Origin of the sequence: uncultured Paraglaciecola sp. (assembly GCF_937123705.1) — a bacterium.
Classification (GTDB): Bacteria; Pseudomonadota; Gammaproteobacteria; order Enterobacterales; family Alteromonadaceae; genus Paraglaciecola.
Genome location: NZ_CAKZKO010000139.1, coordinates 90,897 through 115,364, shown reverse-complemented (window position 1 = coordinate 115,364; position 24,468 = coordinate 90,897). Strand labels below are relative to the sequence as shown.

Genomic DNA, 24,468 nt, shown 5'->3' with positions numbered 1-24,468 from the left:
CAGAGTAACAACTGCATAATAAGAGATTAAATTAACGTGAGTGTGATCATTGTGAGAGTTGGCGAAAATGTCTAAGGGTACTGAAAGAAAGTTAATTGTTGGCTTAGACATAGGCACCAGTAATGTTAAAGCCGTAGTAGGCGAGCTATTAGACGACAACTCCATTAGCGTAGTTGGCGTAGGCAGTCATTCGGCTAAAGGTATGGATAAAGGGGGCGTAAACGACCTCAACTTAGTGGTGCAATCGGTTAAACGCGCGGTGCACGAAATGGAACTGATGGCTGATTGCAGTGTGTCTTCTGTATTTATGTCAATTTCGGGACGTCACGTAAAATGTCAAAACGAAAGTGGCATGGTACCTATTAACAACCAAGAAGTGACTCAAGAAGATGTGGATAATGTGGTACATGCGGCCCGATCTGTACCCATAGCCGCAGAGCGCCGTTTGCTACACGTATTGCCACAAGAATTTACCATAGATGTACAGGAGGGAATTAAAAACCCTATTGGTATGTCTGGGGTGAGAATGGAAGCCCAAGCGCATATTATTACCTGCGCCGATGATATGGCCAAAAACCTAGTGAAATGTGTTGAGCGCTGCGATCTAACGGCAGACCAATTGATTTTTTCAGCTTTGGCGTCAAGTTATGCGGTTGTCACCGATGATGAAAAAGAATTAGGTGTGTGTGTGGTCGATATAGGCGGCGGCACTATTGATATGGTGATTTATACCGATGGCGCGATCCGTCATACATCAGTGATCCCAGCTGCGGGTAATCAAATTACCAGTGATATTGCCAAGATATTTCGCACACCGATTAGCCATGCTGAAGAGATAAAAATTAAACATGCCTGTGCCTTAAAAGACATGGTTAGCATGGAAGAAAATATCGAAGTCCATAGTGTAGGAGGCAGGCCATCCAGAGCCATGTCTAGGCATACTTTGGCAGAGGTTATCGAACCACGTTATCAGGAACTGTTTGAACTGGTACACGATGAGATCCGTGCCAGTGGCTTCGAAGAACAAATTGCCGCAGGTATAGTATTAACAGGCGGTACAGCAAAAATGGAAGGGGCAGTGGAATTTGCCGAAGAAATTTTTCAGATGCCTGTACGAGTAGGTGAGCCTTTAGCCATGAAAGGTTTGTCGGAATATGTCGAAGATGCAAAGTTTGCAACAGCAGTAGGCTTGTTGCAATACGGAAAAGAACACGTTATTAGCCAACTTGCGGTTAAAACAAAAGCAAGTGATGGCCTATGGCACAGAGTTCAAAGTTGGTTTAAAGGTGAGTTTTAATAACTGATCAGTAAACGCTAGTTTTATGATAAAAAATGGGCAGCAGGCAAGGATGAAATCCTGACTGCTTTGATGTACAAACCGGAGAGTAAAAATGTTTGAATTAATGGATAGTCATAGTGAAGAAGCAGTAATTAAGGTTATTGGCGTTGGCGGTGGCGGCGGCAATGCAATTGAACATATGGTGACGCAGAATATTGAAGGTGTTGAATTTATCGCCATCAATACTGATGCGCAAGTGTTACGCAGTTCTTCTGCAAACGTCACGTTGCAAATTGGTTCGGGTGTCACCAAAGGCTTAGGTGCTGGTGCTAATCCGAATATTGGTCGCCAAGCTGCTGAAGAAGACAGAGAAACCATAAGGCAGAGTCTTGAAGGCGCTGATATGGTTTTTATCACAGCCGGAATGGGCGGTGGTACAGGTACAGGTGCGGCACCAGAAGTTGCTAAAGTCGCCAAAGAGCTAGGCATTTTGACCGTATCTGTTGTGACTAAGCCTTTCCCTTTTGAAGGAAGAAAACGCACTGATTTCGCCGATCAAGGTATCGAAGAGTTATCTAAGTATGTGGACTCCTTGATCACTATCCCCAATGAAAAATTACTTAAAGTCATGGGCAAAGGCACGCCTTTGTTACAAGCATTTAGTGCAGCTAATGATATTTTAAGTGGTGCGGTGCAGGGTATTGCTGAGCTTATTACCCGTCCTGGTTTAATCAATGTGGATTTCGCCGACGTACGTACAGTTATGTCAGAAATGGGTACCGCTATGATGGGACATGGCAGCGCATCTGGTGAAGATAGAGCCGAAGAAGCATCTGAAAGTGCTATAGCTTGCCCATTGTTAGAAGATATCGATTTATCTGGTGCTAGAGGTATATTGGTGAATATTACTGCAGGTCCTGATTTCTCTATCGATGAGTTTGAAACCGTAGGTAATGCTGTTAAAGCCTTTGCTTCTGAGAACGCCACTGTAGTAGTAGGTACGGTTATTGATATGGACATGAGCGACGAGTTGCGCGTGACTGTTGTGGCGACAGGTATTGGTGCAGAGAAAAAGCCCGATATTTCTTTGGTCTCTAATAGAACAACTAAAGTCATTGCAGATAGTAATGAATTTAAACTGCAGGCAAATGGTTCCCATGCGATGCCAAGCGCTAGTGTGATGCCAGAACCTGCCACAGTATCAGTTAGCGAAGATAAACCCGAGCAAGGCAATGATTTGGAGTATTTAGATATTCCTGCATTCTTGCGTAAACAGGCTGATTAATAAGCAAAGTGAATTAATTGCGGGATTATCTGTCGTAGACGGTGATTAATGCCATTATTTTTGGCAAATATGACAGTTTTTTGACAAGGTAGGGTGTTTTTATTACTATACGCGCCGCTTTTTATTCCATTACGCTATTGAGCTAAAGGTTATGATTAAACAACGCACCATCAAACAATCTGTACAAGAGACAGGGATTGGTCTGCATAAAGGTGACAAGGTCACTATGACTCTCCGTCCAGCGCCCGCGAATACAGGTATAGTATTTCGCCGCGTTGACCTTGAGCCTTATGCCGATATACCCGCTCGCGCAGACGCTGTGGGCGATACTATGCTGTGTACCTGCATCAGTAACGCCCAAGGTGCGACGATTTCTACAGTTGAACACTTAGCTTCTGCTTTGGCAGGATTAGGTATAGACAACATTATCGTAGAAGTGGATAGTGATGAGCTACCTATTATGGATGGTAGCGCTAGTCCTTTTATCTTTTTGCTTCAGTCTGCAGGCATTGCCGAAATCAATGCACCCAAACAGTTTATAAAAATCAAGAAAGCGATCAAGGTTGAAGACGGTGACAAATGGGCCCAGCTGCGTCCTTACGATGGCTTTAGAGTAGATTTTAGAATTGATTTTGAACATCCAGTGATCAGTGAAACTCGTCAACATATGGTGCTAGATTTTGATTCATCCTCTTATGTAGACGAAGTAAGCCGCGCCCGGACTTTCGGTTTTATGAAAGATCTTGAATTCATGAACTCACACAATTTAGCATTGGGTGGCAGCATGGAAAATGCAGTAGCCCTAGACGAGTATCGTGTACTTAACCCTGAAGGGTTGCGTTATTCAGATGAATTCTTGAAGCACAAAATCCTTGACGCAATAGGCGATTTGTATCTAGGTGGTCATAGTATTATTGGTGAACTTGTGGCTTATAAAACAGGGCATGGCTTAAATAACAAATTGCTGAATGCGTTGTTACAAAATAAAGCCTGTTGGGAATTTGTTAGCTATGACACACCAGAAGAGATGCCTATCCGTTTTGCATCAGCATTATTGACAAACTAATACTGCTTTTCTTTTCACTGGTAAGCGAATGGATTGGTGAAATCGTCGTTTTTGTAAACTAATCAATAATATTTGTTCACACACTATGTTATTGTTTGTAGTTGAAAATCAATACGCTAAATAGCGTCATCTCTATTGTTGATTGAATACTAGTTAGATGTGCCAAGTGTTCTGTAAGGTATGAAAGGCTCAACACTATGTTGTGATAGGCATACCTACAAATGCTTTAGGTTTTTGTTTTAGTGAATTAAGCTTAGTTTAATATTGAGTCCATGTTGAAAAGGTAGTCAATAGTAATGAAGTTAACGTTACTCTTTAAAAGTAATCAGGCGCGCTTTGTGCTGAACATAGGTAAGCGAAAATTGCTGTTAGCGCTGCTTGCTACTTGTGGTTTATTTCTTGTATCAAGTCGTTCAACCCATTCTCCAGAAGAAAACATCACTAGGCTTCAGCTTGCGCAATCGGGGCTCGATCATCAAGCCTCTGAAGTGAACCAGCTTAAATTATCTACCGAACAGCGAATGATAGGTGTGATGCAAAAATTGGCTGAAATGCAGAGTCAAATACATCATTTAGATGCATTGGGCGCTCGTTTAGTTGAACAAGCAAACCTCAGTCCAGAAGAATTCAGTTTTACACATACACCAAGTAATGAAGCCTTGATTGCTAATAGTGCAGTTGAAGGACATGAACAGGACCAATTGCTTTCGAAAATTGGCGCTATGCTTGAACAAATTGAAAATAAAAGCCAAGAGCTTAATGCTCTTGAATCTATCATGTTTAGTCACCATATAGAACAGGAGCGAAGATTAGCAGGTAAGCCAATCTCCTCTGGGTGGTTATCTTCATATTATGGGGTTCGTAAAGATCCCTTTACCGGCAAGCCTGCTATGCACAAAGGGCTTGATTTTGCTGGTAAGGAAGGAGAGCCCGTGCTGGCTACAGGTGCTGGCATTATCACCTGGTCTGGCTCTCGTTATGGTTATGGCGAGTTAGTTGAAATCGACCACGGTGATGGATTAGTTACTCGTTACGGACACAATAAAGGAATTAATGTTAAGATCGGAGATGTTGTCACCAAAGGGCAGCATATTGCAGTTATGGGTAACACAGGGCGCTCAACTGGCGCACATGTGCATTACGAAGTGATACGCAAGGGTAAACAGCAAGATCCTTTGCCATACGTGTATCGCAAACGCTCCTAGCATTTCAGGAGTAACAAAGTTTACTAAACAATCGGCCTTAAGGCCGATTGTTTTTATTTAACCACAGGGTTTGTTCACAAAAAGTGCGCAATTCGAATTATTAATTACTTAGATTGGAAGCTTTAAATCGATGTTTTCTAGTATTTTCACCAAAATTTTCGGCAGTCGAAATGACCGAACAATAAAAAAGCTCGGCAAGTCTGTTGATCTAATCAATCAACTAGAAACTGAATATGAAGCCCTAACAGACGAACAGCTTAAAGATAAAACTAGCGAGTTCAAACAGCGTTTAGAAGAAAACCAAACCACCGAAGATATTATGGTGGAAGCCTTTGCGGTAGTGCGCGAGGCAAGTAAGCGAGTCTATGGGATGCGTCATTTTGATGTGCAAATGCTCGGTGGCCAAGTATTACATTTAGGTGAAATCGCTGAGATGCGTACTGGTGAAGGTAAAACCTTGACCTCAACCTTGCCTTCTTACCTTAATGCTATTTCGGGTAAAGGCGTACATGTTATTACTGTTAATGACTATCTCGCCAGTCGTGATGCGGATTGGAGTCGCCCGTTATTTGAATTTTTGGGGTTAACTGTTGGTTGTAACATACCCGGTATGAGCCATGACCAGAAGAAAGCGGCCTATGCAGCGGATATTACCTATGGGACTAACAACGAGTTTGGATTCGATTATCTTCGTGACAATATGGCATTTAGCCCTGAAGATCGGGTACAAAAATCACTCCATTTTGCGGTAATCGATGAAGTAGACTCAATCCTTATCGATGAAGCCCGTACGCCTTTGATCATCTCAGGACAAGCTGAAGATAGCTCTGAGTTGTACCGTAAAATAAACGTCATCATTCCTGAGCTTGCTAAGCAAGATAAAGAAGATGAAGAAGGGGAAACCGGTGACGGTCACTACACTATTGATGAGAAAGGTAAGCAGATCCACCTTACCGAAAATGGTCAATTGTTTGTTGAAGAAATACTGAAGCGAGAAAGCATTTTAGCAGAGGATGAGTCACTTTTTGCTGCGGCTCACATTTCCTTATTGCATCATGTTAATGCGGCCTTGAAAGCCCACAAACTGTTTGCAAAAGATGTCGATTACATAGTAAAAGACAACGAAATTGTGATTGTTGATGAGCATACTGGCCGTACTATGGAAGGTCGACGTTGGTCTGAAGGTTTGCATCAAGCGGTAGAAGCCAAAGAAGGCGTTAATATTCAAAATGAAAACCAAACATTAGCGTCCATTACTTTCCAAAACTATTTCCGTTTGTACGACAAACTCTCTGGTATGACAGGTACAGCCGATACCGAAGCCTTTGAATTTCAAAGTATCTACGGCTTAGATACTGTGGTTATCCCCACCAACAAACCTATGGTGCGTGATGATAAGGCGGATTTGATTTTCTTAACGGCCGAAGAAAAATACGAAGCCATTGTAGAAGATATTCAAGATTGCGTAAAACGTGGGCAGCCTGCATTAGTGGGGACAGTGTCTATCGAAAACTCAGAGTTGATTTCAAGTATTCTGAAAAAGCAAAAAATTGCTCACAAAGTATTAAACGCCAAATTCCATGAGCAAGAAGCAGATATTATTTCACAAGCAGGTAAGCCAGGCGCTATTACCATAGCCACTAACATGGCAGGTCGTGGTACCGATATCGTGTTAGGTGGTAACTGGCAGGCAGAGATTGACAAAATTCACGATCCTAAGCCAAGCAAAGTTGAAAAAATCAAAGAAGAATGGAAAGTGGCTCACGAGGCTGTTCTCGCCTCGGGTGGTTTACATATCATAGGTACCGAGCGTCATGAATCACGCCGTATTGATAACCAGTTACGAGGTCGTTCAGGTCGTCAAGGTGATGCAGGGTCTTCACGTTTTTACTTGTCTTTAGACGATGCATTAATGCGTATATTTGCCTCTGAAAAAATGGGCAATATGATGAAACGTTTAGGGATGGAGCGTGGCGAAGCCATCGAACACCCTTGGGTAACGCGGGCCATCGAAAACGCACAACGTAAAGTGGAAGGCCGTAACTTCGATATGCGTAAGCAACTGCTTGAGTATGATGATGTAGCCAACGATCAACGTAAAGTGATTTACGAGCAGCGCAACGAGTTACTCGAAGAAGGCGAGATCAGCGACACCATAGCGGTGATCCGTGAAGATGTGGTTAATGGTATTCTTGACCAATATATTCCCCCACAGTCCTTAGAAGAAATGTGGGATGTAGCTGGTCTTGAAGAACGTTTCAAAGCAGAGTTTTTAACCGAGATGCCGGTGCAGCAATGGTTAGATGAAGACGATAAATTATACGAAGAAAAACTTCGTGAACGCGTTCAAGAGCAAGTTGCTGCGGCCTATAAAGCCAAAGAAGAGATTGTGGGCCCTGATGTGATCAGGCAGTTCGAAAAAGCTGTGATGTTGCAGAATCTTGATAGTCATTGGAAAGAACACTTGGCAGCAATGGATCATTTGCGTCAGGGCATTCATTTACGTGGCTACGCACAGAAAAACCCTAAACAAGAATACAAACGTGAATCTTTTGAACTGTTCTCTGAGATGTTAGAAGCCCTTAAAGTCGAAGTGGTGACGATTTTAAGTAAGGTGCAAGTTAAGGCGCAAGAAGACGTAGAAGCGGTAGAAGAGCAAAGACGTCAAGCTGATAACACCCCCAAGAACTTCGAACACGAAGCTGCCTCAGCCGGTGAAACTAAACCTGCTGCCGCGCCACCACCACGCCAAGGTCCTAAAGTAGGGCGTAACGATCCTTGCCCTTGTGGTTCGGGCAAAAAGTATAAACAGTGCCATGGCAAATTGAGCTAAAGTTAATACCCATTAAAAAAGTCGGACTTAGGTTCGACTTTTTTGTTTCAATAGTACCAATAAACACAGAGTGCCTATGAAAATAGTCGAAGTTGCGGTAGGCGTGATAAAAGTCGCCAACAAAATTTATATCAGTAAACGTGCCGATGACTTACATCAGGGAGGCAAGTGGGAGTTTCCAGGAGGAAAACGTGAAGCCGATGAAACTATCGAGCAAGCCCTTGCCAGAGAGCTTTCAGAAGAGATTGGGATACAAGTGACTAAGCAAAGTCAATTTATGCTCATTGAACATGACTATGGCGACAAGAAAGTGCGCCTAGATGTTCGTTTAGTAGAAGCGTTTAAGGGCGAGGCCAGTCATCAAGAAGGTCAACTTAGTCAATGGGTTGATATCAATCAGTTAGACCAGTTTACTTTTCCCGATGCGAATCAAGTGATTATCCACAAGCTGCAGCGTGAACAACTAGCTTAAGCCTAGATCTACTTTTGGCTCTGTCGGATATTACTTCTTACGGCAGAGAGCTTTGAGTTTTCAGCATAGCGCCCTTTAGTCACATGCTGAATATGAAACACGCCATCGATTTTTTTCGGCTCTCCATCTGTGCCTAGCAACCAGCGAAACGCCGTATCCTCATAACACTTGCTCCAGCTTTCAGACTCAGTTTGGAACATGGATATTTTTTCACAGTAACCAATAGCTCGAACCACATCGCCGTGAGCGATTTGAAACGGGCCTCGTGCTTTATTGCGAGACTTATTGCGCTCATAAAAACTAAAATTTTCTGTATTAATATCAATAAGCTGTGGTTCGGCATCTTTTATTAATAGGGGGTCGTCGTCTTTTAACATTTCGGAAATTTTTTCTTCTTCGGGGAAAAATAACAAGCCTTTTTCATGCTGTAAACTGTCTGCTAGTGAGTCTAAGCAGTTTTCGTGGAAAATAATGTCACAATCGGTAAACCACACCCAATCCGCTGTTGTTGAGCGAGCTGCCATATTGCGCCCAATACTGCGTCTAAAGAGTTTTCCTTTAGACAGTACTTGAAAATTCCATGTCACATTCGGGACAGATTGCTGTGCAAAAAAATCTAAGGTTGCCTTAGTTTTGAGATCTTCTTCAGCATAAAAAATGGTTACAGTTAACTGTAATTTAGTTGGGGGGTAATTAACAAAAGAGCTTAACTGATAGGTTAGCATGTTGGCATACCCCCAGCAGTGACTCACTATTTCTAAATTAAATCTACCATTTACGGCTTTTCGGTCCGCTTCTTTAGGTATTTTATCTCGCCATAAAGATTGCGGTAAAATACGGCCAAGTACTAAGCGATAGGCCTGTATAGCAAAACTGTTAAAACGACTGGGTGGGTATGTTTTAGTAGATATCATAGTAAAAATGCAGGACTAAATGAGAAATTTAATGGTACTAAGGATATCACACCGCTTAACTTGGCTACCACTAGAACTGTGATAGATATAACCTGAGCTAGTTTGTAGCTCAGGCTTGTATTTATTGAAATTTACAGCTTAACGATTAACTTGCCGTTATTGGCTCCTGTAAGCAACATATTTAAGCCTTCGATAGATGACTCTAAACCATCCAGCACATGGGCACGATGTTTGATTTTACCTTGCATCACATATGGGGTGAGCTTAGCAATTAGATTGGGCACATCGTCGTAGTGGTCTGGCATAGTAAAACCTTGGATGGTAATACGTTTTTTAATGATTGGGATCCAGTTGGGTCCTGCACTTGGCGTTTCGGCGGTGTAGTCAGCAATCATGCCACATACTGCCACTCTGCCATGGGCATTCATATGATCAAATACATGTTGTTGGATCGGGCCACCAGTGTTTTCAAAGTATACATCGATACCTTTAGGCGCAAGTTCCCCTAATTTAGCGGCAATATCGTCGGTTTTGTAATTAATGGCCCCGTCAAAACCTAATTCATTCACTAACCAATTACATTTTTCATCAGAGCCTGCCACCCCAACTACTGTGAGTCCGTCAGCCTTAGCTAGTTGCCCTACAATGGAACCAACAGAGCCTGCGGCACCACTGACGACTAGGGTTTCGCCTGCTTTCGGGTGGCCACTGCCGTATAAACCTTGAGTGGCAGTTAAACCTGGCAAAGCAAATACTGATAAAACCATTTCAGCATCAAGGCCTGGTTGGACTTTTCTTAAGCCTTCGCCAGTCGTCAGAAAGTATTCGGTCCATCCCATCATGCCCATAACACGCTCCCCTACTGCAAAGTCTGGGTGATTACTCTCTACTACCTCTCCTAGTCCAGAAGAGCGCATCACGTCACCTAGCCCTACAGGTGGAATATAACTTTCAGTATCTGGGCTCATCCAACCCACCATAGCCGGATCGAGGGACATATGAGTTTGCTTAACTAAAATTTGGCCATCACCCACACTTGGCATCGGCTTTTGTACCACTTCAAAAAGTTCAGCAGTGATAGGGCCAGGCTCCGGGCGGGCAACAAGATTAATTGCGGTATAAGTACTCATATTGTAACTCCAGTTAAATTTGACTTTTTTGCAACGAACTAACAAGGTAGTTCTTCACTTTACTTAACATTTAAGATTAATACTTATGGGTACTAAAAAAAATATAACAATAGGGATCGCCTTGATAGTGGTGATGACTGTTGTTGGCCTGTTTATGTTTTTACCAGCTCAATTAGAAAAGCAAATGAACCAGAAACATGTTTCGACTTTGCCTAAAATTTCCGAGCAAGCCAGAGAGTTACATAGTCAGCTATTTATTGGTGATTGGCACAGCGACACACTTTTGTGGAAAAGAGATTTAATCGAAAAGCACGATTATGGCCATATGGATATTCCTAGGCTGCAACAGGGCAATGTGGCATTGCAGATGTTTACCACAGTGACTAAGTCCCCAGAAGGGCAAAACTACGATGCTAATAGCAGTGAGGCCGGTGACAATATTACCAAATTGGCAATGGTCAGCCTTTGGCCTGTTAAAACTTGGGATAGCCTAACCGAAAGAGCCTTGTTTCAGGCAAGTAAAGCATTAAAAGTGGCCGAAGAGTACCCACAACAAGTCTCGCTTATTACTTCAAAGTCAGAGCTCTCACAATTTTTGGTAGAACGAAAAACTAACCCTCTGTTGGTAGGTATGTTGCTAGGCACCGAAGGCTCTCATGCATTGGATGGCGATTTGAACAATATTCAGCGCTTATACGATAGTGGCTTTCGAATGATGAGTTTACAGCACTTTTTCGATAATAAGCTGGGTGGCAGTTTACATGGCGAAAGTGGTGCCGGTTTGACTGAATTTGGCCGCCACGCCATTACCAAAATGTTGGAACTAGGCGTGATGATAGATGTATCTCACTCGTCCGAACAGGTTGTAAGAGATGTATTGTCCATCAGTTCTAAACCCCTGTTGGTAAGCCATACTGGGTTATACGGACATTGTCCTTCTGCTCGAAATATTGCCGATGAACTAATGCAACAGATAGCCCAAAGAGGTGGACTAATTGCCCTTGGATATTGGGATGGCGCGATGTGCGAGCCCAATGTAACCGAGATTGCCAAAGCGATTAAATATGGCATTGAATTGGTCGGCACTGAACATATTGCCTTAGGATCGGATTATGACGGGTCAACGAGTGTACCTTTTGATACCTCCGAACTTATTTATTTAACCCAAGCCTTACTGGATGTAGGATTAAGTGAAGCGCAAATCAAACAAGTTATGGGCGGAAATATGCTGCGCTATTTGCAACAACAGTTGCCGGACTAAATTAAGGCAATAATACCCAACGAATAAATTTATCCTAACACCTATATCAGCGTTGCTGATCTGATGGCGTTAGGATATATTACTTTCCAGTAAGGAATTATTAGAAAACTGTCACCTATAGCATTGAATTATATAGAAAATGTCTTTTAAGTTTTCAAAATTTAAGAAATGTGAATTACTAAAATTTAAAAGGCCTAATATGTCTAGACGTTTGCCACCACTTAATACCCTTTGGGTTTTCCTTATTGCATCTCGTTTGTTGAGTTTTACTAAGGCAGCCGATGAGCTCTATATCACTCGTTCTGCCGTTAGTCGACAAATCAAAAATTTGGAAGAGTATTTTGGATTCAAGCTATTTGAACGGCATAAAGTTGGCCTTGAACTCACCGAACAAGGGGTTCTTTACGCTAATTCCATTTCCAATATATTTGCTGACTTAAAAGTAGCCACAAACACACTGCATCATGGTAGCGCCGAGCTAAAACTGCAACTTGGCATTTCTGCTACATTTAATTCAACTTGGCTGATGAGCCGACTTTGTAGACTCGAACAATACCATCCTGAATTAACTCTTTCATTTTTCACAAATAGCCTTGATACCGGAACGGATTCAGTCGATTTCTCTGGTGAAAATATGGATGCAGCCATACGCCTAGGAACGGGAGACTGGCTAGGTTGTCACTGTGATAAATTATTGGATATTTACGTGCAGCCCGTATGTTCTCCGTCTTTGCTGGATAAATTACATAATTCTGAGGATATTACCGACTTGGCTAAATACAACTGGTTACACTATGACCATTTATCGAAGTTGTGGGAGCAATGGTTATCTAATACTAGTCATCCAGAATTACATACCAATAAAAAGAACATTACCTTTGATAATGTAGCAGTGGCAACCCAAGCTGCTGTTGATGGTTTAGGGATCATACCAATGTATCGACCTCTGGCTGATCCACTATTAAAGGAAGGCAAACTTATTATCGCCCATCATTACATGATGCCGAAAAAAGAGTCATACTATTTTGTTTGTCCTGAAAAATATGAAAATATGCAAACCATCAAGATTTTCCGAGATTGGCTAGTTCAAGAATCTCAATTAGCTCAACAACAATGGGACCAAAACTTTTTGAAATAGTAACGGCATCACGTTGGTTATTGTCATAAGTAGTCATGTCGACACACTGAATGTATCTCACACAATATGCATCTGTTAAGTGCAATAGGATGATTTATATTCCGCCCATACAGAGATATTTTATTTCAATATAATCTTCGATACCGTATTTAGACCCTTCTCGGCCATTTCCTGATTGCTTTATGCCTCCAAAAGGAGCGACTTCAGTAGAAATAATGCCTTCATTAATTCCAACAATGCCATTTTCCAAATTTTCTGAAAACCGCCATATTCTTGAATAGTTCTGGGTGTATAGATAAGAGGCTAAACCTGCTTCTGTCGCATTAGCTAATTCAAGTGCTTGTTCTTCAGTATCGAACGGAATAATAGGTGCGACAGGGCCAAATATTTCTTCTTTGAATAAGTGCATGTCTGAGGTGACATCCGTTAATATTGTCGGTGGATAGAAATTTGGCCCCAAATTGCTTGGCGTTCCACCAAGTACAATTTTAGCTCCATTTTGTTCAGCCTCTTTAACCATTGCATGCACGTTTTGCACGGCATTCCCATTGATTAATGGGCCAATAGTAACCTTATCATCGGCTCCGTTACCCACTATTAGCTTCTTAGTTGCTGCAACAAACTTATCGGTAAATGCTTGATAAATACTACTTTGTACTAGAAAACGATTGGCGCATACGCAGGTTTGCCCAGCATTGCGAAATTTTGACGCGATGGCCCCTTTTACCGCTTGGTCGATATCGGCATCCTCAAAAATAATAAAGGGTGCGTTTCCACCCAGCTCCATTGATACCTTTTTGACGGTGTCGGCACACTGTTTAATGAGTATTTTGCCAACCTTAGTTGAGCCGGTAAAAGATAACTTTCTGACTTGTGGGCTATCTGTTAGCGCTTTGCCTATTTCCTTCGAGTCCTCTCCCACAACAATAGACAATACACCTTTTGGTATGCCTGCTCGCTGTGCTAATTCTGCTAATGCTAGGGCGCTTAAAGGTGTCGCTTCTGCGGGTTTAACAATTATTGTACAACCTGCAGCCAAAGCTGGAGCAACTTTGCGTGTGATCATGGCATTGGGGAAATTCCAAGGTGTCACTGCCGCCACCACGCCAATAGGTTGTTTAATGGTTAATAGTCGTTGAGTCGATTGGGTACTGGGAATGATGTCGCCATAAATTCGTTTGGCTTCTTCTGCAAACCATTCAATATATGATGCGCCATAGAGTATCTCACCTTTGGCTTCGGCTAGGGGTTTTCCTTGTTCGGCATTGAGAATTAACGCCAAATCGTCAATGTTTTCCACTATTAACCGATACCAGTGTTTGAGTAATTCAGCTCGGTGTTTTGCTGTTGTTTTACCCCAAGTTTGTAATGCATTTTGCGCACAATCGATTGAGTAGCCTGTTTCCTTTTTGGTGGCACTAGCTACCTTGCATATTTCAATGCCTGTGGCTGGGTTTAACACTGCAATTGTTTTTTCTGAGTCGCCATCGACCCATTCTCCATTTATGAAAAGTTGGCTTTTTAACAACAAAGGATCGTTTAGACGTAACATGTTTACTCCAGTTATATTTAGGCAACAGACATCGCTAATTAAAGCTTGGATAATGATTGCGATGTAAAATTAAATTACTATTTAGCGGATGATTTTTCTAAAGCAATTATAGTCGCACGGTAATTAGGCAGACATCTTCCAAGTAATATCGCCGAGCCTGCCATAGCAACAAAAGATACTAGTAATAAAGAGTATCCAACCATTTCCGGTGATCCGAAAATGTAATCTGTAGATAAAGCAACTAATGTAGGCCCTAATCCTAAACCGATTAAATTGACAATGAATAAATACAGCGCACTAAATTGCCCACGCATGTTACTGGGTACCACTTCTTGAATGGCCGCGGGTCCCAAGCCCATCATAAAATTGGCGAAAAAAGTGGAAATAGCCAAAACAACTAAAACCAAATATAGATCAGTAAGCAGCGGATAAATAACAGTTGGAATAATACCAATGATCATGGCCCACATAGCCACACGCATTTTTGCGTCGGTTTGACCGGCCTTAAAACGCTTATCAGCTAAGACACCGCCAACAATTACGCCGCCAGCACCACAAAAAAGTACGATTAAACCAAAGGCTAAACCCACGTCACCGCTAGTCATGTCATGTACGCGAATTAAGTAACTTGGCACCCACGCCAACGCACCATAACCGGCAACAGAGGCAAGTGCCGCGCCGAAATTATGCATTAGTATGGTCTTTTTATTTTGCTTAAAATAATTGACCACTTCAGATACGGGCACTGCTTTTGTTTGTGCTTGTGTACGTTTAGGCTCCTTCAATGTAAACATTAAAGGTACCAACAATAATCCAGGTAGTCCTACTGCTATGAATACCGCTTGCCAAGCATAAATCTCGCCTATTATAGGTAGACTAATAGATGAAAATGTATCTGCCCATTGGATCACCATGCCGCCCACAATAAGGGCCATACCCCCACCAAGGTAGATACCCATTGTATAAATACCAATGGCCTTAGCTAAGTGTTTCTTCTCAATACTATCGGCGATAAGTGAATAGGCCGCTGGAGATAATCCTGCCTCGCCCACGCCCACGCCCATGCGTGCAAAAAACAAAGCCCAGTAACTTTTAGCTAAACCACAAGCGGCTGTCATTAAACTCCAAATGAATATCGACCAGCCTATGATCCCTCTGCGACTTTTACTATCCGCCAAACGCCCTAAGGGTAAACCCATCAAAGTGTAAAATAATGCGAATGACAAACCTTGCAGTAAACTCATTTGGGTGTCGCTAATGTCTAGATCCCGCTTCATCGGCTCTACTAATAAGCTTAGAATTTGCCGGTCAATAAACGAGAAGGTATAGGCTAGCAACAAAATAAAAATTAAGTAGGCAGCATAAATATTTCGTCTTGGTGATTTAGTTTCTGTCGGGCTTGAGTCAAGCTGATTGGGTGTGTCGTTAATCATTTACGTCTCTCATCAAAAAAGGAAGGTGTTAATACGCAGCCTGATAAATGGCTAAAATATCTGCTTCATCCATAGGTCTAGGGTTATTTATCAACAAACGTTGTTGTTTTAATGCATCTTTAGCTAGAGCGACTAAACCGCTTTCTTTAATATCAACACTGGCTAACGTGTTAGGAAGCCCCAAGTCATCAATCAAGTACTCTAGGTATTGAACGAATGCTTCGGCTTTTGTTTCATCCAAATCCAAGTGAGAACATGTTTCGGGAATGATTATGTCTGCTAACTCTGCGTACAGGCTTGCCGCCGCGGGGATATTGAATCTCAATACGTGGGGTAAAACTAATGAGTTGCTCAGTCCGTGAGGAATATGATATTGCCCACCCAATGGATAAGCGAGAGCGTGTACCCCTGCTACTGGAGCATTAGCAAAGGCTTGACCTGCCAAAGTCGCCCCTAACATCATATTAGATCGTGCGTCTAAATCCTGGCCTTGATGCACAGCCGTTTGAATACTGTTAGACATTAATTTTAATGCCTGGATTGCCAGCATATCGGAGTAAATGTTTTTCTTGATTCGACTGGTATAGGCTTCAATGGCATGTACCATGGCATCGATACCAGTAGCCGCAGTTATATGTGCAGGTAAGTTTAAGGTCAAGGTTGCATCTAGTAAGGCAATATCGGGCAATAACACAGGTGAAACAATGCCCATTTTTATTGACTCACCGGTGGTGACAATAGAAATCGGCGTGACTTCAGACCCCGTACCTGCAGTCGTGGGGATTTGAATCAGGGGTAATCTTGAATGTAAGAGTTTGTCGATGCCAAATACATCATTTACCGATTGCTCGGAGTAAGTTAATGCCGCGATTAATTTGGCGGTATCAAGAGAACTGCCGCCACCTAAACCTATCACCCCATCAATACCATTCTGTTTAGCAAACATTATGGCTTTTTCAATAATAGCTATAGGAGGGTCAACCTCAACTTGGCTAAAGAGCACAATGTCAATGGGATGATCCTCTAAATTAGCGATAAGTCTCTGATGCAAACCTAATTTTACAATGCCGGGATCGGTCACCAATAATACGTTTTTAATATTGAGGTTTTGACAATATTGGCCTAACTCCGCTGAGGAGTTAGGGGCGTTTATAATTGATTTAGTTGTATTAAAAACAAATGACATAGTTTTATCTTATTGTTGGAAAGAGGGGGAAGTTCCCCCTCTTTGATTTCTAAAAGCATAGATCCGATTCTAGAATGCGAGTTTTACTTTAGCGTAAGCAACACGTCCTAAGGGGTTATGTTGTTTTGGATCATAACTTAAGCTGCCTTCAGCAATGTAAGCACGTGGTGGCATTTCATTCAGTAGGTTTTTAACACCTAAGGTTAATACTGCGTCACTGTCTTGTGTTATACGGAAGTTAGCTGAGTATTGTGCATCTACTGTGGTAAAAGCGTCTATTGTTGAACTTTCATTGGGTAAAGCCGACACATTGACACCTGTTTCATAGCTTGAAACATAGTTAACATTAACCGATGCTCTTTGGCTTTCACCTATCCAATTAAAGTTCAATGAACCTTTCGTTTCAGGCATTGAGCGGGCAAAGTTATTGATATTAAATGAGCCTGCCGCTTCAATCACTTCGCCGTTTGCTAGAGTTAACTCGTATGAATTAAAATGTGATGCGTTTAAGGTAAGGTTAAATTGTTCTGATAAAGTCCACGTAGATTCAAAATCAATGCCGTCGACACTGACTGAAGATGAATTGAAGTAATTAACCTTAACTGAAGATAAAAAACCAGCATCAGAGCGAATAATGTCTATACCATTTGGATCATCTATTAGTTTGCCTTGAGCATTTTCGACGGTGATCATGTCAGTATAATCAACCCGCCAGAAATCTAATTTGAAATCCAAATTATCACTTGGTTTAAAAATAAAACCTATATTGTAGTTTTCAGATTCTTCTGGTTTCAGACTCTCGTTACCCGTAGCAATGACGCCAACAAAGGCACTAGACTTTGCTGTACCGTCAAGGTTGTAATCGGTGATGCTAGTAATAACGGCCGAAGAGGCGCTTTTCTGGGATAAGGATGCTTCTCTAAAGGCAGTACTTGCCGATGCACGGAATATCCATTGGTCAGATAGTTGCCAGCGAACCGCTATTTTTGGGTCGACGCTTGAATCATTCTCTAACTTTTCATAACGTAAGGCTGCTTTAACCTCAATGTTTTCAGAAACAGGAATAACACTTTCAGCAAACAGCGCAAACGAACTTCTATCTGCATCAACGTGTGACAAACCCTGTAAAAAGATCAAATCAACAGGGATAGGGTTGCCATCGGAATCAAATTTGATTTCAAACACATCATCGGTATCTACTTTAAAACTTTCGTTTCTGGCTTGAATACCAGCAGCAAAACCAATAGTGCCTGCGGGTAATTCATATAAATCACCGCTGACAACTGCATCAAGTACTAACAAATCAGTGGTTTTTTCTGATTCTGTTACATGAGTAAAGTCATCAATAACAGACTGACTCAAACTAGAGCGGTCAAAAGGATTAAAAAGCTCATTGTTATTAGGGCCGCCAACACCAGCAAACGCAGCAAGTAACCTTGATTTCAATTGGTCTTCTTGATATTGCTTATAGCTGTTTTTACTATAAGTTAATGCGGTATCCCAACCCCAATCGTTATCAAAATTACCGATTAAGTTCAGTGATGTACGGAAAGTGTCATTTTCACGAGGTGCTAATGCTGGATCATAGTTTGCCCCTAATGGTCTTCCTAACCAAATCACTCCAACACCAAAGGGATTACCTGCGCCTGGACCAATGTATGGAAAGGTTAAGTCTGGATAACTGGGTGATTGAGGGTTATCTTTTACTTCATTCGAGCTCCAGCTCACATCTAAAAAAAGCTCGTTACCATTATCAAAGCCATGGCTAAGATTAGAATACAATTGAGTACGGGTTTCGGTATTCACTAAATTATAAAGAGGCCCAAAGTTAAAACCACAACGAGAACCGTATGCTTGGGGTACTAGCATACCTAAACTATCATCCAAGCAGGTTGGATCGGGTACAGTTTGATTAGCCCCATAACTGCCTGCATATGCACCGTCGGCTACCTCAGCATTACCCAAAAGTAGGAAAGAATTACCTAAAGAACTAAATGCAATATCACCTAACTCTGGCCTATCAGCAATAGTTAAAGGTGTTCTGTCTAAGTAGTGACCTGACACAACAATAGAAGTATTGTCAAATTCAGCTCCCCACAAAAAGCCTATATCCGTATCTTTTTGACTGCTATCAGCAGCTTTGCTTATAGCCGCACTAACTTCTAAACCTTCAAAATCTTTACGTAATATAAAGTTGACCACACCTGCAATGGCATCTGAACCGTAGGTAGAAGCAGCACCTTCTTTTAATACTTCTATTTGTTCAATCGCATCAATAGGGATATGACTGGTATCAACAAACACACTGCCATCATTGGTCAGTGCACCTGAAATTGTTTGACGACGACCGTTGATTAACACCAATGTCGAACTTAAGCCTAAACCCCGCAAATTCACATTACCAGTACCTTGTGTAGAAGCTTGTGAAAAAGAATCGGCTTGGTTTTCAGCCCCTGAAGATATGGCTAACATGCCAATTAATTCGGCTACGGTTGTGGCACCTGTAGATTGAATATAATTGTAGTCGAGTACTTGAACCGGTTCGGCAGCATCGACAGAAGTTCGTTTAATATAGGAACCTGTCACTTGGATTTGTTCAAATTGTTCACCTGTGCTATTTGCTTCTTGAGCAATAGCAGGCAATGTGAGCGCCGTCGAGATTGAAATGGCGAGTAACTTTCTTGATGTTAATAATGTCATTAATTTCATAATGTGGCCCAATAGAGTTGTTATAGTTTTAATTTCAATTTTGTGTTGTTTACTTAATATTCATCGCGATTTTGAGTGCTAAAGCACACTCAGCTACCGCGTCTTTTGCTTGTTGTAATACGCCATAATTGATAAAGCCGTGAAACATATCGCTGTAACAGGCATGCTTAACGGTTACACTGCTTTCGATCAGTTTATTGACATACATTTGTCCTTCGTCACGCAGTGGATCAAATCCAGCCGTAATGACAAACGTGGGTGGTAGGAAGCGATAATCCTCTGCATTTAACACGTTAAAACGGGGATCGTTTTCTTGTTCTTTGCTGATGTAATGTTGATGAAACCATTTCAGAAGTTCTTTGGTTAACAGTAAGTTTTCAGAAAACTCCTTACGGCTAGGCGTCGTTTCATTTCCAGCAATGCTGGGATAAATGAGTAATTGAAAATTGGCTTTGAAATCTGTTCTATTTTTGTTGGATAAACAATAAACCGTTGCAAGGTTTGCTCCTGCACTATCCCCGCCTATTGCGAGACGAGTTGCGTCTAACTGCAGTGATTTTGCGTTTTTTGCGATCCAATCAGTCGCTTGCTGAACATCTTCAACTGCGCCGGGAAATACGGTTTCTGGAGCCAATCGATAAGCCACAGAAATAATCACTACATTGGACTGGAAACATAACTGTGCGAGCAATTTGTCGTAACTTTCAATGCTTCCTAAAACAAAACCGCCGCCATGGAAATAAATTAGCGCAGGGTGCAACTTAGTTTGCTCAGTGACTGGTCTATAAATTCTGGCTGCTAACGCAAGTGGTTCACATGGGATCGTTATGTCTTGTTTCATTATCTGCGTAACATCGTCATGTTCAAACGGGTTTTTTCTATATTCTCTAACAAACGCCGGCTCAAAGTTATAGGCTGGCGGTAAAGAGTGAATATAACTGAGCACTTCTTCTGCGCCATCACCAAGGCCTGAACTAGACGCGCTGGCGGTCCTTAAGACGTTTTCACCAACACTGGTTTGATGTCTCAGAACTTTTTCATCTTGCGTCTTCTTGCTATTTTCAATTGCTTTTTTTGACAACATCATTACGCCACTATTAATTTATTGTTAATATTCTGCATGTTTAGGAGGTGGTAATTTTTACAACTTTGAAAATGTGCACTCAAGCAACATATAGGCAACAGCGTGTCGATATTTAGTCAACACAAGATAAAAGCTATATTTAACAGTGGTTTGGTTATAGATGCATGGATATCTCAATGATAAAAATTGATCATTTTTAGATTTATGTTGGAGTGAAAAATCATTCAAACAACTGATGGGAGGCAATATCAATATGTTGCGCTATTCGCAACAACAGTTGCCCGATTAACCTGAGCTTGGGTTAATGCTTATTCGTCGAGAGTTCTAAGAGGATGTTGACCATTCACCATGCCCATAAAAGGTGGATGAATCGAATAACCCACTAAAGCACGAAGCTCTGGAGACAGTGATTTCACTGTTTCCTTATTTAATTCCAACAAGAAGTTCTCTTGCTGCCGCAAAAATGCTTCACAATATTGATGGGTAACGGCCAATCTTGAGCTTTGAGTTTGGTTAGCACCCCCGCCATGCCATGTTGTGCCAAGAAAAAATATAACAGATCCTGCTGGCATAACGGCTTGAATGCTCTGATGGTCAGTAGGGCGCTGCTGACCATCCCAGTTTTGACTTTGTGGTACCACATGGGTTGCACCGTTTTCTTTGGTGAAATCGTCAATTGCCCAAATGCTGGCTGCACCTAATGGTGGTCTGGGCCGAGGTATTTGATAGAATCCATCATCAAAGTGCAGAGCTTGTTGTTTTTCACCAGGTAGAATATTAATGACCTGACTTTGGCTTAATAAAAAATTAGGCTTAAACAGTAAATCCATCAAGCCCAAAATTCTAGGATGGTCCGCTAAATTATCGATACAGCGGGTTTTTGCCAAGACATTGTATAAACGCTGGGTTTTTTCACCTTCAAAATTGTTTCTACCGGTGTGGGACATTAAGGGCAAGCAACTATTCTTAATTTCGTCGCATTGTTCTGGAGTAAGCAGATCTTCAATAATGACGTAACCTTGAGTCGTTAATGTCTCAAAATCTTGCCTTATTAATACCGATTGGCGATCGGTAGCAGGCTGAAGTTGTTTATGGGTTTTCGCCAACTCCCGGTCTGAATAACCCACAATATTACCTTCGATTTTACTCATTTTAGTAGCCTCTTGCCCTTAACCGTTACTATCTGATTTTTATAACATCACAATTTCGTCATCTTTTAAATGTCCTACTACAGGGCTATTTTCAGCATCGGCAAAGGCGTTATCTAAAAGAACCCCACGATAACCTACTGGCGCTCTAAAATTGGGATGGGTAAAAATATAGGTTTGCCCAGACTGCAAGGCTTCCACTACGCGTTTCGCCAATACCGAGGTGGGAATGCCTGACTCCACAAGCGCCTTGGCATGGTTAGCACCGCCATCTGTACTCATCGATTTGTCACCCTGTTCCTTTATGCTTTGATATGCCGGTTGCAGGTTTCGTAAAGACTCATGAATACGGGTTTTTACAAAGGCAGGACACAATGCCGACACAGCTATATTGTGGGGCTTTAATTCAGCGGCCCAGCTTTCTGACATAGACACTACTGCAGCTTTTGACGCAGCATAAGCACCAGAATGGGCGATCCCCATCATGCCCGCCATAGATGCTACGTTAATTATCCAGCCGCCTTGTCCATGTCGTTTTATGCTAGGGCCAACAGTTTGTGTGCCATTAACAACTCCCATTACGTTGACATCCATCACCCATTGCCATGTTTCGAGCTTAGTGTCGTTTATGGTGCCAGGAATGCCGCCTACGCCAGCATTGTTCACTAACATATGAATATTGCCAAATTTGGCTTCGGCTGCGGTCACTGTGTCTTGCCACTGCTCAACTTGAGTTACGTCAAGCGGGCAAGCCAGTACGGAAATATTGGCGTCTTGTAATTTTTGCTGTGCTTGCGCTAGCTGTGTTTGGTCGATGTCAGCGATGACAATGTTCATTCCTAGTTGACCAAACTCCTCAGCCAGAGCAAAACCAATGCCCCCAGCGCCACCGGAAATAACAGCAGTTTTGCCCGCAAATTGATTCGACATGATAGATTCCTCGAAAATTAATCGTTTTGTTTATACAGTTATTTAAATATTAGAGGGCGTAGGAGCTTAAAAATACTTTATTTGGCTAATTGGCAATACTTAATAGAATGAATAATTATCCCGAGTTTGGGGTAAATAAGAAATAGGTATATTGAAAGAAATAGGGGCTCCTCTTGCGAATGAAAAAGAGCCGCGTATCAACTATTGTAACAGCGTAACTACAGAGAGTATTCCGAGAAAACTATCTAACGCCAGCCACAGCTTGATTGGCAAGTTCAGTAATTTTATCCCATTCACCGTTTATCATAGCTTCTTCTGGCGCTAACCAAGAACCGCCGGCACAACACACGTTTGGCAGAGCCAAATAATCGTTATAGTTTTTTGGGCTGATCCCCCCAGTTGGGCAAAACTTTATATCGGGGAAAGGACCACCTATTGCTTTAAGTGCAGTGACGCCTCCTGACGCTTCGGCTGGGAAAAATTTCAAGTGGGTGTAGCCATGATCTGCGGCTGTCATTAACTCAGAGATAGATGAAATACCAGGGATCAGGGCAATGCTGCCCTCGTTTCCTGCCTTAAGTAAGTCAGTGGTTAACCCTGGGCTAATTGCGAACTTGGCGCCAGCTTCAATCACTTGTTGTAACTGGCTGCGATTGGTCACTGTTCCGGCACCAATAATGGCTTCTGGTACTTCTGTTGCAATTCTAGTGATTACCTCTAAGGCTGCTTCTGTACGTAACGTCACCTCTAATACCTTGATACCACCGGCAATCAGTGCTTTTGCTAAAGGCACCGCATGTTCAACATCTTTAATAACCAATACTGGCACAACAGGCCCTTGACTGAAGATTTCTTGTGATGTCATTTTCCAATTTTTTGTCATTGTGGTTAACCTTTATAGATTTGATTTAAATAAGCCATAGAACCAATCAAACCATGGTCAGGCTCGCTGATAATGAAAGTCGGGATGCCAGCTACATAGTCACGAAATCGACCTTTGGCTTCAAAACGTGTCCGAAAATCACTTTGTTTAATAAAATTGATGAAACGAGGGGCAATACCACCCCCAATATACACCCCTGCACGTGTTCCCAAATTAAGGGCAAGGTTGCCAGCAAAGCTCCCCAAAATTTTGCAAAACTGTGTCAAGGTCGCCTCGCATAATGCGCAGCTTCCGTCGAGTGCTTGTTCAGTAATATGGGCGGGATCTTTTAAAGGTGCGGTAAGTCCTTGGTGTTTAGCTATCGCCTGATAAATGTGTATTAATCCACGACCCGACAACACTTCTTCAGCCGATGCATGACCCAATTTATTCGTTAGAAACTGCCAAATTGTAAGATCTATTTCATCCACAGGTGCAAAATCGACGTGTCCACCTTCACCATCTAGTGCTAACCAGCCATTTGCGGTGTGAGTTAGATGTTTAACTCCTAAACCAGTACCGGGACCAAACACGGCTATGTTCTCAAGTTCTGCGGCTTGACCTTGACCAATTTGGACTTTTTGTTGACTACTCAATACCGTTACTGCGTGGGCAACTGCGGTAAAGTCATTGATCACCCCTAACCATTTCAAACCCAGTTCGTCTTGTAATTGCGAAACAGAAAACTGCCAATGATTGTTAGTCATTGAAATAACATCACCACTAACAGGGCAAGCAACCCCTAAACACCCCGCTGTAAATTTCACTCCTGGAAACTCAGCAAAATAAACTGCAATAACAGCGCCTATGGTTTTAAAGTCGCTGCACCTATATTTTTTGATATGGCGTAGTGAACCACTTTCGATTTGTGCCAAACGAATATTGGTACCGCCAACATCAGCCACAAACCGAGTCATATTA

The 24,468-nt window shown here is 42.1% G+C and carries 19 protein-coding genes; 8 read left to right on the top strand and 11 right to left on the bottom strand.

What is annotated here, in order from left to right; translation table 11 throughout:
- The first annotated feature begins 67 nt into the window (after positions 1-67).
- The 6 genes from ftsA to mutT all read left to right on the top strand — a co-directional run bounded on the left by ftsA (position 68) and on the right by mutT (position 8,140).
- Complete coding sequence (gene ftsA, locus Q0688_RS18945) at positions 68-1,297, top strand: cell division protein FtsA (protein ID WP_299080832.1); 1,230 nt, start codon at positions 68-70, stop codon at positions 1,295-1,297.
- Positions 1,298-1,391: 94 nt separating this feature from the next.
- The gene (gene ftsZ, locus Q0688_RS18940) at positions 1,392-2,564 is read left to right on the top strand and encodes a cell division protein FtsZ (protein ID WP_299080829.1); all 1,173 of its coding nucleotides are present in this window, start codon (positions 1,392-1,394) and stop codon (positions 2,562-2,564) included.
- A 151-nt stretch (positions 2,565-2,715) separates the two neighbouring features.
- Positions 2,716-3,630: a UDP-3-O-acyl-N-acetylglucosamine deacetylase gene (gene lpxC, locus Q0688_RS18935; protein WP_299080827.1), complete on the top strand. Its 915-nt coding sequence runs from the start codon at positions 2,716-2,718 to the stop codon at positions 3,628-3,630.
- Between the two features lie 296 nt (positions 3,631-3,926).
- Positions 3,927-4,835, top strand: coding sequence for a M23 family metallopeptidase (locus tag Q0688_RS18930; RefSeq protein WP_299080824.1), 909 nt, complete (start codon positions 3,927-3,929; stop codon positions 4,833-4,835).
- 130 nt (positions 4,836-4,965) lie between these two features.
- Complete coding sequence (secA, locus tag Q0688_RS18925; RefSeq protein WP_299080821.1) at positions 4,966-7,668, top strand: preprotein translocase subunit SecA; 2,703 nt, start codon at positions 4,966-4,968, stop codon at positions 7,666-7,668.
- Positions 7,669-7,744: 76 nt separating this feature from the next.
- Positions 7,745-8,140, top strand: coding sequence for an 8-oxo-dGTP diphosphatase MutT (mutT, locus tag Q0688_RS18920; protein WP_299080818.1), 396 nt, complete (start codon positions 7,745-7,747; stop codon positions 8,138-8,140).
- Positions 8,141-8,148: 8 nt separating this feature from the next.
- On the opposite strand, the gene Q0688_RS18915 is transcribed toward mutT, so the two are convergent.
- Both Q0688_RS18915 and Q0688_RS18910 read right to left on the bottom strand, forming a co-directional pair.
- On the bottom strand, positions 8,149-9,054 hold the full coding sequence (locus Q0688_RS18915; protein ID WP_299080815.1) for a glycosyltransferase: 906 nt from the start codon (positions 9,052-9,054) through the stop codon (positions 8,149-8,151).
- A gap of 131 nt (positions 9,055-9,185) precedes the next feature.
- A complete protein-coding gene (locus Q0688_RS18910; protein ID WP_299080812.1) occupies positions 9,186-10,184 on the bottom strand; it encodes an NADP-dependent oxidoreductase in 999 nt (332 codons plus the stop codon).
- Between the two features lie 85 nt (positions 10,185-10,269).
- On the opposite strand from Q0688_RS18910, the gene Q0688_RS18905 reads away from it, so the two are divergent.
- Both Q0688_RS18905 and Q0688_RS18900 read left to right on the top strand, forming a co-directional pair.
- On the top strand, positions 10,270-11,445 hold the full coding sequence (locus tag Q0688_RS18905) for a dipeptidase (RefSeq protein ID WP_299080809.1): 1,176 nt from the start codon (positions 10,270-10,272) through the stop codon (positions 11,443-11,445).
- A gap of 199 nt (positions 11,446-11,644) precedes the next feature.
- Complete coding sequence (locus tag Q0688_RS18900) at positions 11,645-12,583, top strand: LysR substrate-binding domain-containing protein (protein WP_299080806.1); 939 nt, start codon at positions 11,645-11,647, stop codon at positions 12,581-12,583.
- Positions 12,584-12,677: 94 nt separating this feature from the next.
- Here the strand turns inward: Q0688_RS18900 and Q0688_RS18895 are convergent, their stop codons facing one another.
- The 9 genes from Q0688_RS18895 to Q0688_RS18855 all read right to left on the bottom strand — a co-directional run bounded on the left by Q0688_RS18895 (position 12,678) and on the right by Q0688_RS18855 (position 24,464).
- Positions 12,678-14,135 carry an NAD-dependent succinate-semialdehyde dehydrogenase gene (locus Q0688_RS18895; protein ID WP_299080803.1) on the bottom strand — a complete coding sequence of 486 codons (1,458 nt, stop codon included), beginning with the start codon at positions 14,133-14,135 and terminating at the stop codon, positions 12,678-12,680.
- A 77-nt stretch (positions 14,136-14,212) separates the two neighbouring features.
- Entirely contained in the window at positions 14,213-15,568 is a 1,356-nt protein-coding gene (locus Q0688_RS18890; RefSeq protein ID WP_299080800.1) for an MFS transporter, read from the bottom strand.
- A gap of 28 nt (positions 15,569-15,596) precedes the next feature.
- Positions 15,597-16,754 (bottom strand): iron-containing alcohol dehydrogenase, encoded by a 1,158-nt coding sequence (locus Q0688_RS18885; protein ID WP_299080797.1) that lies wholly within the window; start codon positions 16,752-16,754, stop codon positions 15,597-15,599.
- A 69-nt stretch (positions 16,755-16,823) separates the two neighbouring features.
- Positions 16,824-19,463 (bottom strand): TonB-dependent siderophore receptor, encoded by a 2,640-nt coding sequence (locus Q0688_RS18880; RefSeq protein WP_299080794.1) that lies wholly within the window; start codon positions 19,461-19,463, stop codon positions 16,824-16,826.
- Positions 19,464-19,512: 49 nt separating this feature from the next.
- Positions 19,513-20,550, bottom strand: coding sequence for an alpha/beta hydrolase (locus tag Q0688_RS18875; RefSeq protein WP_299080791.1), 1,038 nt, complete (start codon positions 20,548-20,550; stop codon positions 19,513-19,515).
- Positions 20,551-20,855: 305 nt separating this feature from the next.
- Positions 20,856-21,698 (bottom strand): phytanoyl-CoA dioxygenase family protein, encoded by an 843-nt coding sequence (locus Q0688_RS18870; RefSeq protein WP_299080788.1) that lies wholly within the window; start codon positions 21,696-21,698, stop codon positions 20,856-20,858.
- A gap of 39 nt (positions 21,699-21,737) precedes the next feature.
- The gene (locus Q0688_RS18865; protein ID WP_299080784.1) at positions 21,738-22,625 is read right to left on the bottom strand and encodes an SDR family oxidoreductase; all 888 of its coding nucleotides are present in this window, start codon (positions 22,623-22,625) and stop codon (positions 21,738-21,740) included.
- A 241-nt stretch (positions 22,626-22,866) separates the two neighbouring features.
- Positions 22,867-23,508, bottom strand: coding sequence for a bifunctional 4-hydroxy-2-oxoglutarate aldolase/2-dehydro-3-deoxy-phosphogluconate aldolase (locus Q0688_RS18860; RefSeq protein ID WP_299080781.1), 642 nt, complete (start codon positions 23,506-23,508; stop codon positions 22,867-22,869).
- A 5-nt stretch (positions 23,509-23,513) separates the two neighbouring features.
- Positions 23,514-24,464: a glucokinase gene (locus Q0688_RS18855; protein ID WP_299080776.1), complete on the bottom strand. Its 951-nt coding sequence runs from the start codon at positions 24,462-24,464 to the stop codon at positions 23,514-23,516.
- Between the last annotated feature and the right edge of the window lie 4 nt (positions 24,465-24,468).

Coding starts and splice junctions, on each gene's coding strand:
- secA (WP_299080821.1), top strand. CDS start 4,966: ATGTTTTCTAGTATTTTCACCAAAATTTTCGGCAGTCGAAATGACCGA.
- Q0688_RS18900 (WP_299080806.1), top strand. CDS start 11,645: ATGTCTAGACGTTTGCCACCACTTAATACCCTTTGGGTTTTCCTTATT.
- Q0688_RS18855 (WP_299080776.1), bottom strand. CDS start 24,464: ATGACTCGGTTTGTGGCTGATGTTGGCGGTACCAATATTCGTTTGGCA.
- Q0688_RS18890 (WP_299080800.1), bottom strand. CDS start 15,568: ATGATTAACGACACACCCAATCAGCTTGACTCAAGCCCGACAGAAACT.
- Q0688_RS18910 (WP_299080812.1), bottom strand. CDS start 10,184: ATGAGTACTTATACCGCAATTAATCTTGTTGCCCGCCCGGAGCCTGGC.
- lpxC (WP_299080827.1), top strand. CDS start 2,716: ATGATTAAACAACGCACCATCAAACAATCTGTACAAGAGACAGGGATT.
- Q0688_RS18860 (WP_299080781.1), bottom strand. CDS start 23,508: ATGACAAAAAATTGGAAAATGACATCACAAGAAATCTTCAGTCAAGGG.
- Q0688_RS18885 (WP_299080797.1), bottom strand. CDS start 16,754: ATGTCATTTGTTTTTAATACAACTAAATCAATTATAAACGCCCCTAAC.
- Q0688_RS18880 (WP_299080794.1), bottom strand. CDS start 19,463: ATGAAATTAATGACATTATTAACATCAAGAAAGTTACTCGCCATTTCA.
- Q0688_RS18930 (WP_299080824.1), top strand. CDS start 3,927: ATGAAGTTAACGTTACTCTTTAAAAGTAATCAGGCGCGCTTTGTGCTG.
- Q0688_RS18895 (WP_299080803.1), bottom strand. CDS start 14,135: ATGTTACGTCTAAACGATCCTTTGTTGTTAAAAAGCCAACTTTTCATA.
- Q0688_RS18915 (WP_299080815.1), bottom strand. CDS start 9,054: ATGATATCTACTAAAACATACCCACCCAGTCGTTTTAACAGTTTTGCT.
- Q0688_RS18905 (WP_299080809.1), top strand. CDS start 10,270: ATGGGTACTAAAAAAAATATAACAATAGGGATCGCCTTGATAGTGGTG.
- mutT (WP_299080818.1), top strand. CDS start 7,745: ATGAAAATAGTCGAAGTTGCGGTAGGCGTGATAAAAGTCGCCAACAAA.
- Q0688_RS18865 (WP_299080784.1), bottom strand. CDS start 22,625: ATGTCGAATCAATTTGCGGGCAAAACTGCTGTTATTTCCGGTGGCGCT.
- Q0688_RS18875 (WP_299080791.1), bottom strand. CDS start 20,550: ATGATGTTGTCAAAAAAAGCAATTGAAAATAGCAAGAAGACGCAAGAT.
- ftsZ (WP_299080829.1), top strand. CDS start 1,392: ATGTTTGAATTAATGGATAGTCATAGTGAAGAAGCAGTAATTAAGGTT.
- Q0688_RS18870 (WP_299080788.1), bottom strand. CDS start 21,698: ATGAGTAAAATCGAAGGTAATATTGTGGGTTATTCAGACCGGGAGTTG.
- ftsA (WP_299080832.1), top strand. CDS start 68: ATGTCTAAGGGTACTGAAAGAAAGTTAATTGTTGGCTTAGACATAGGC.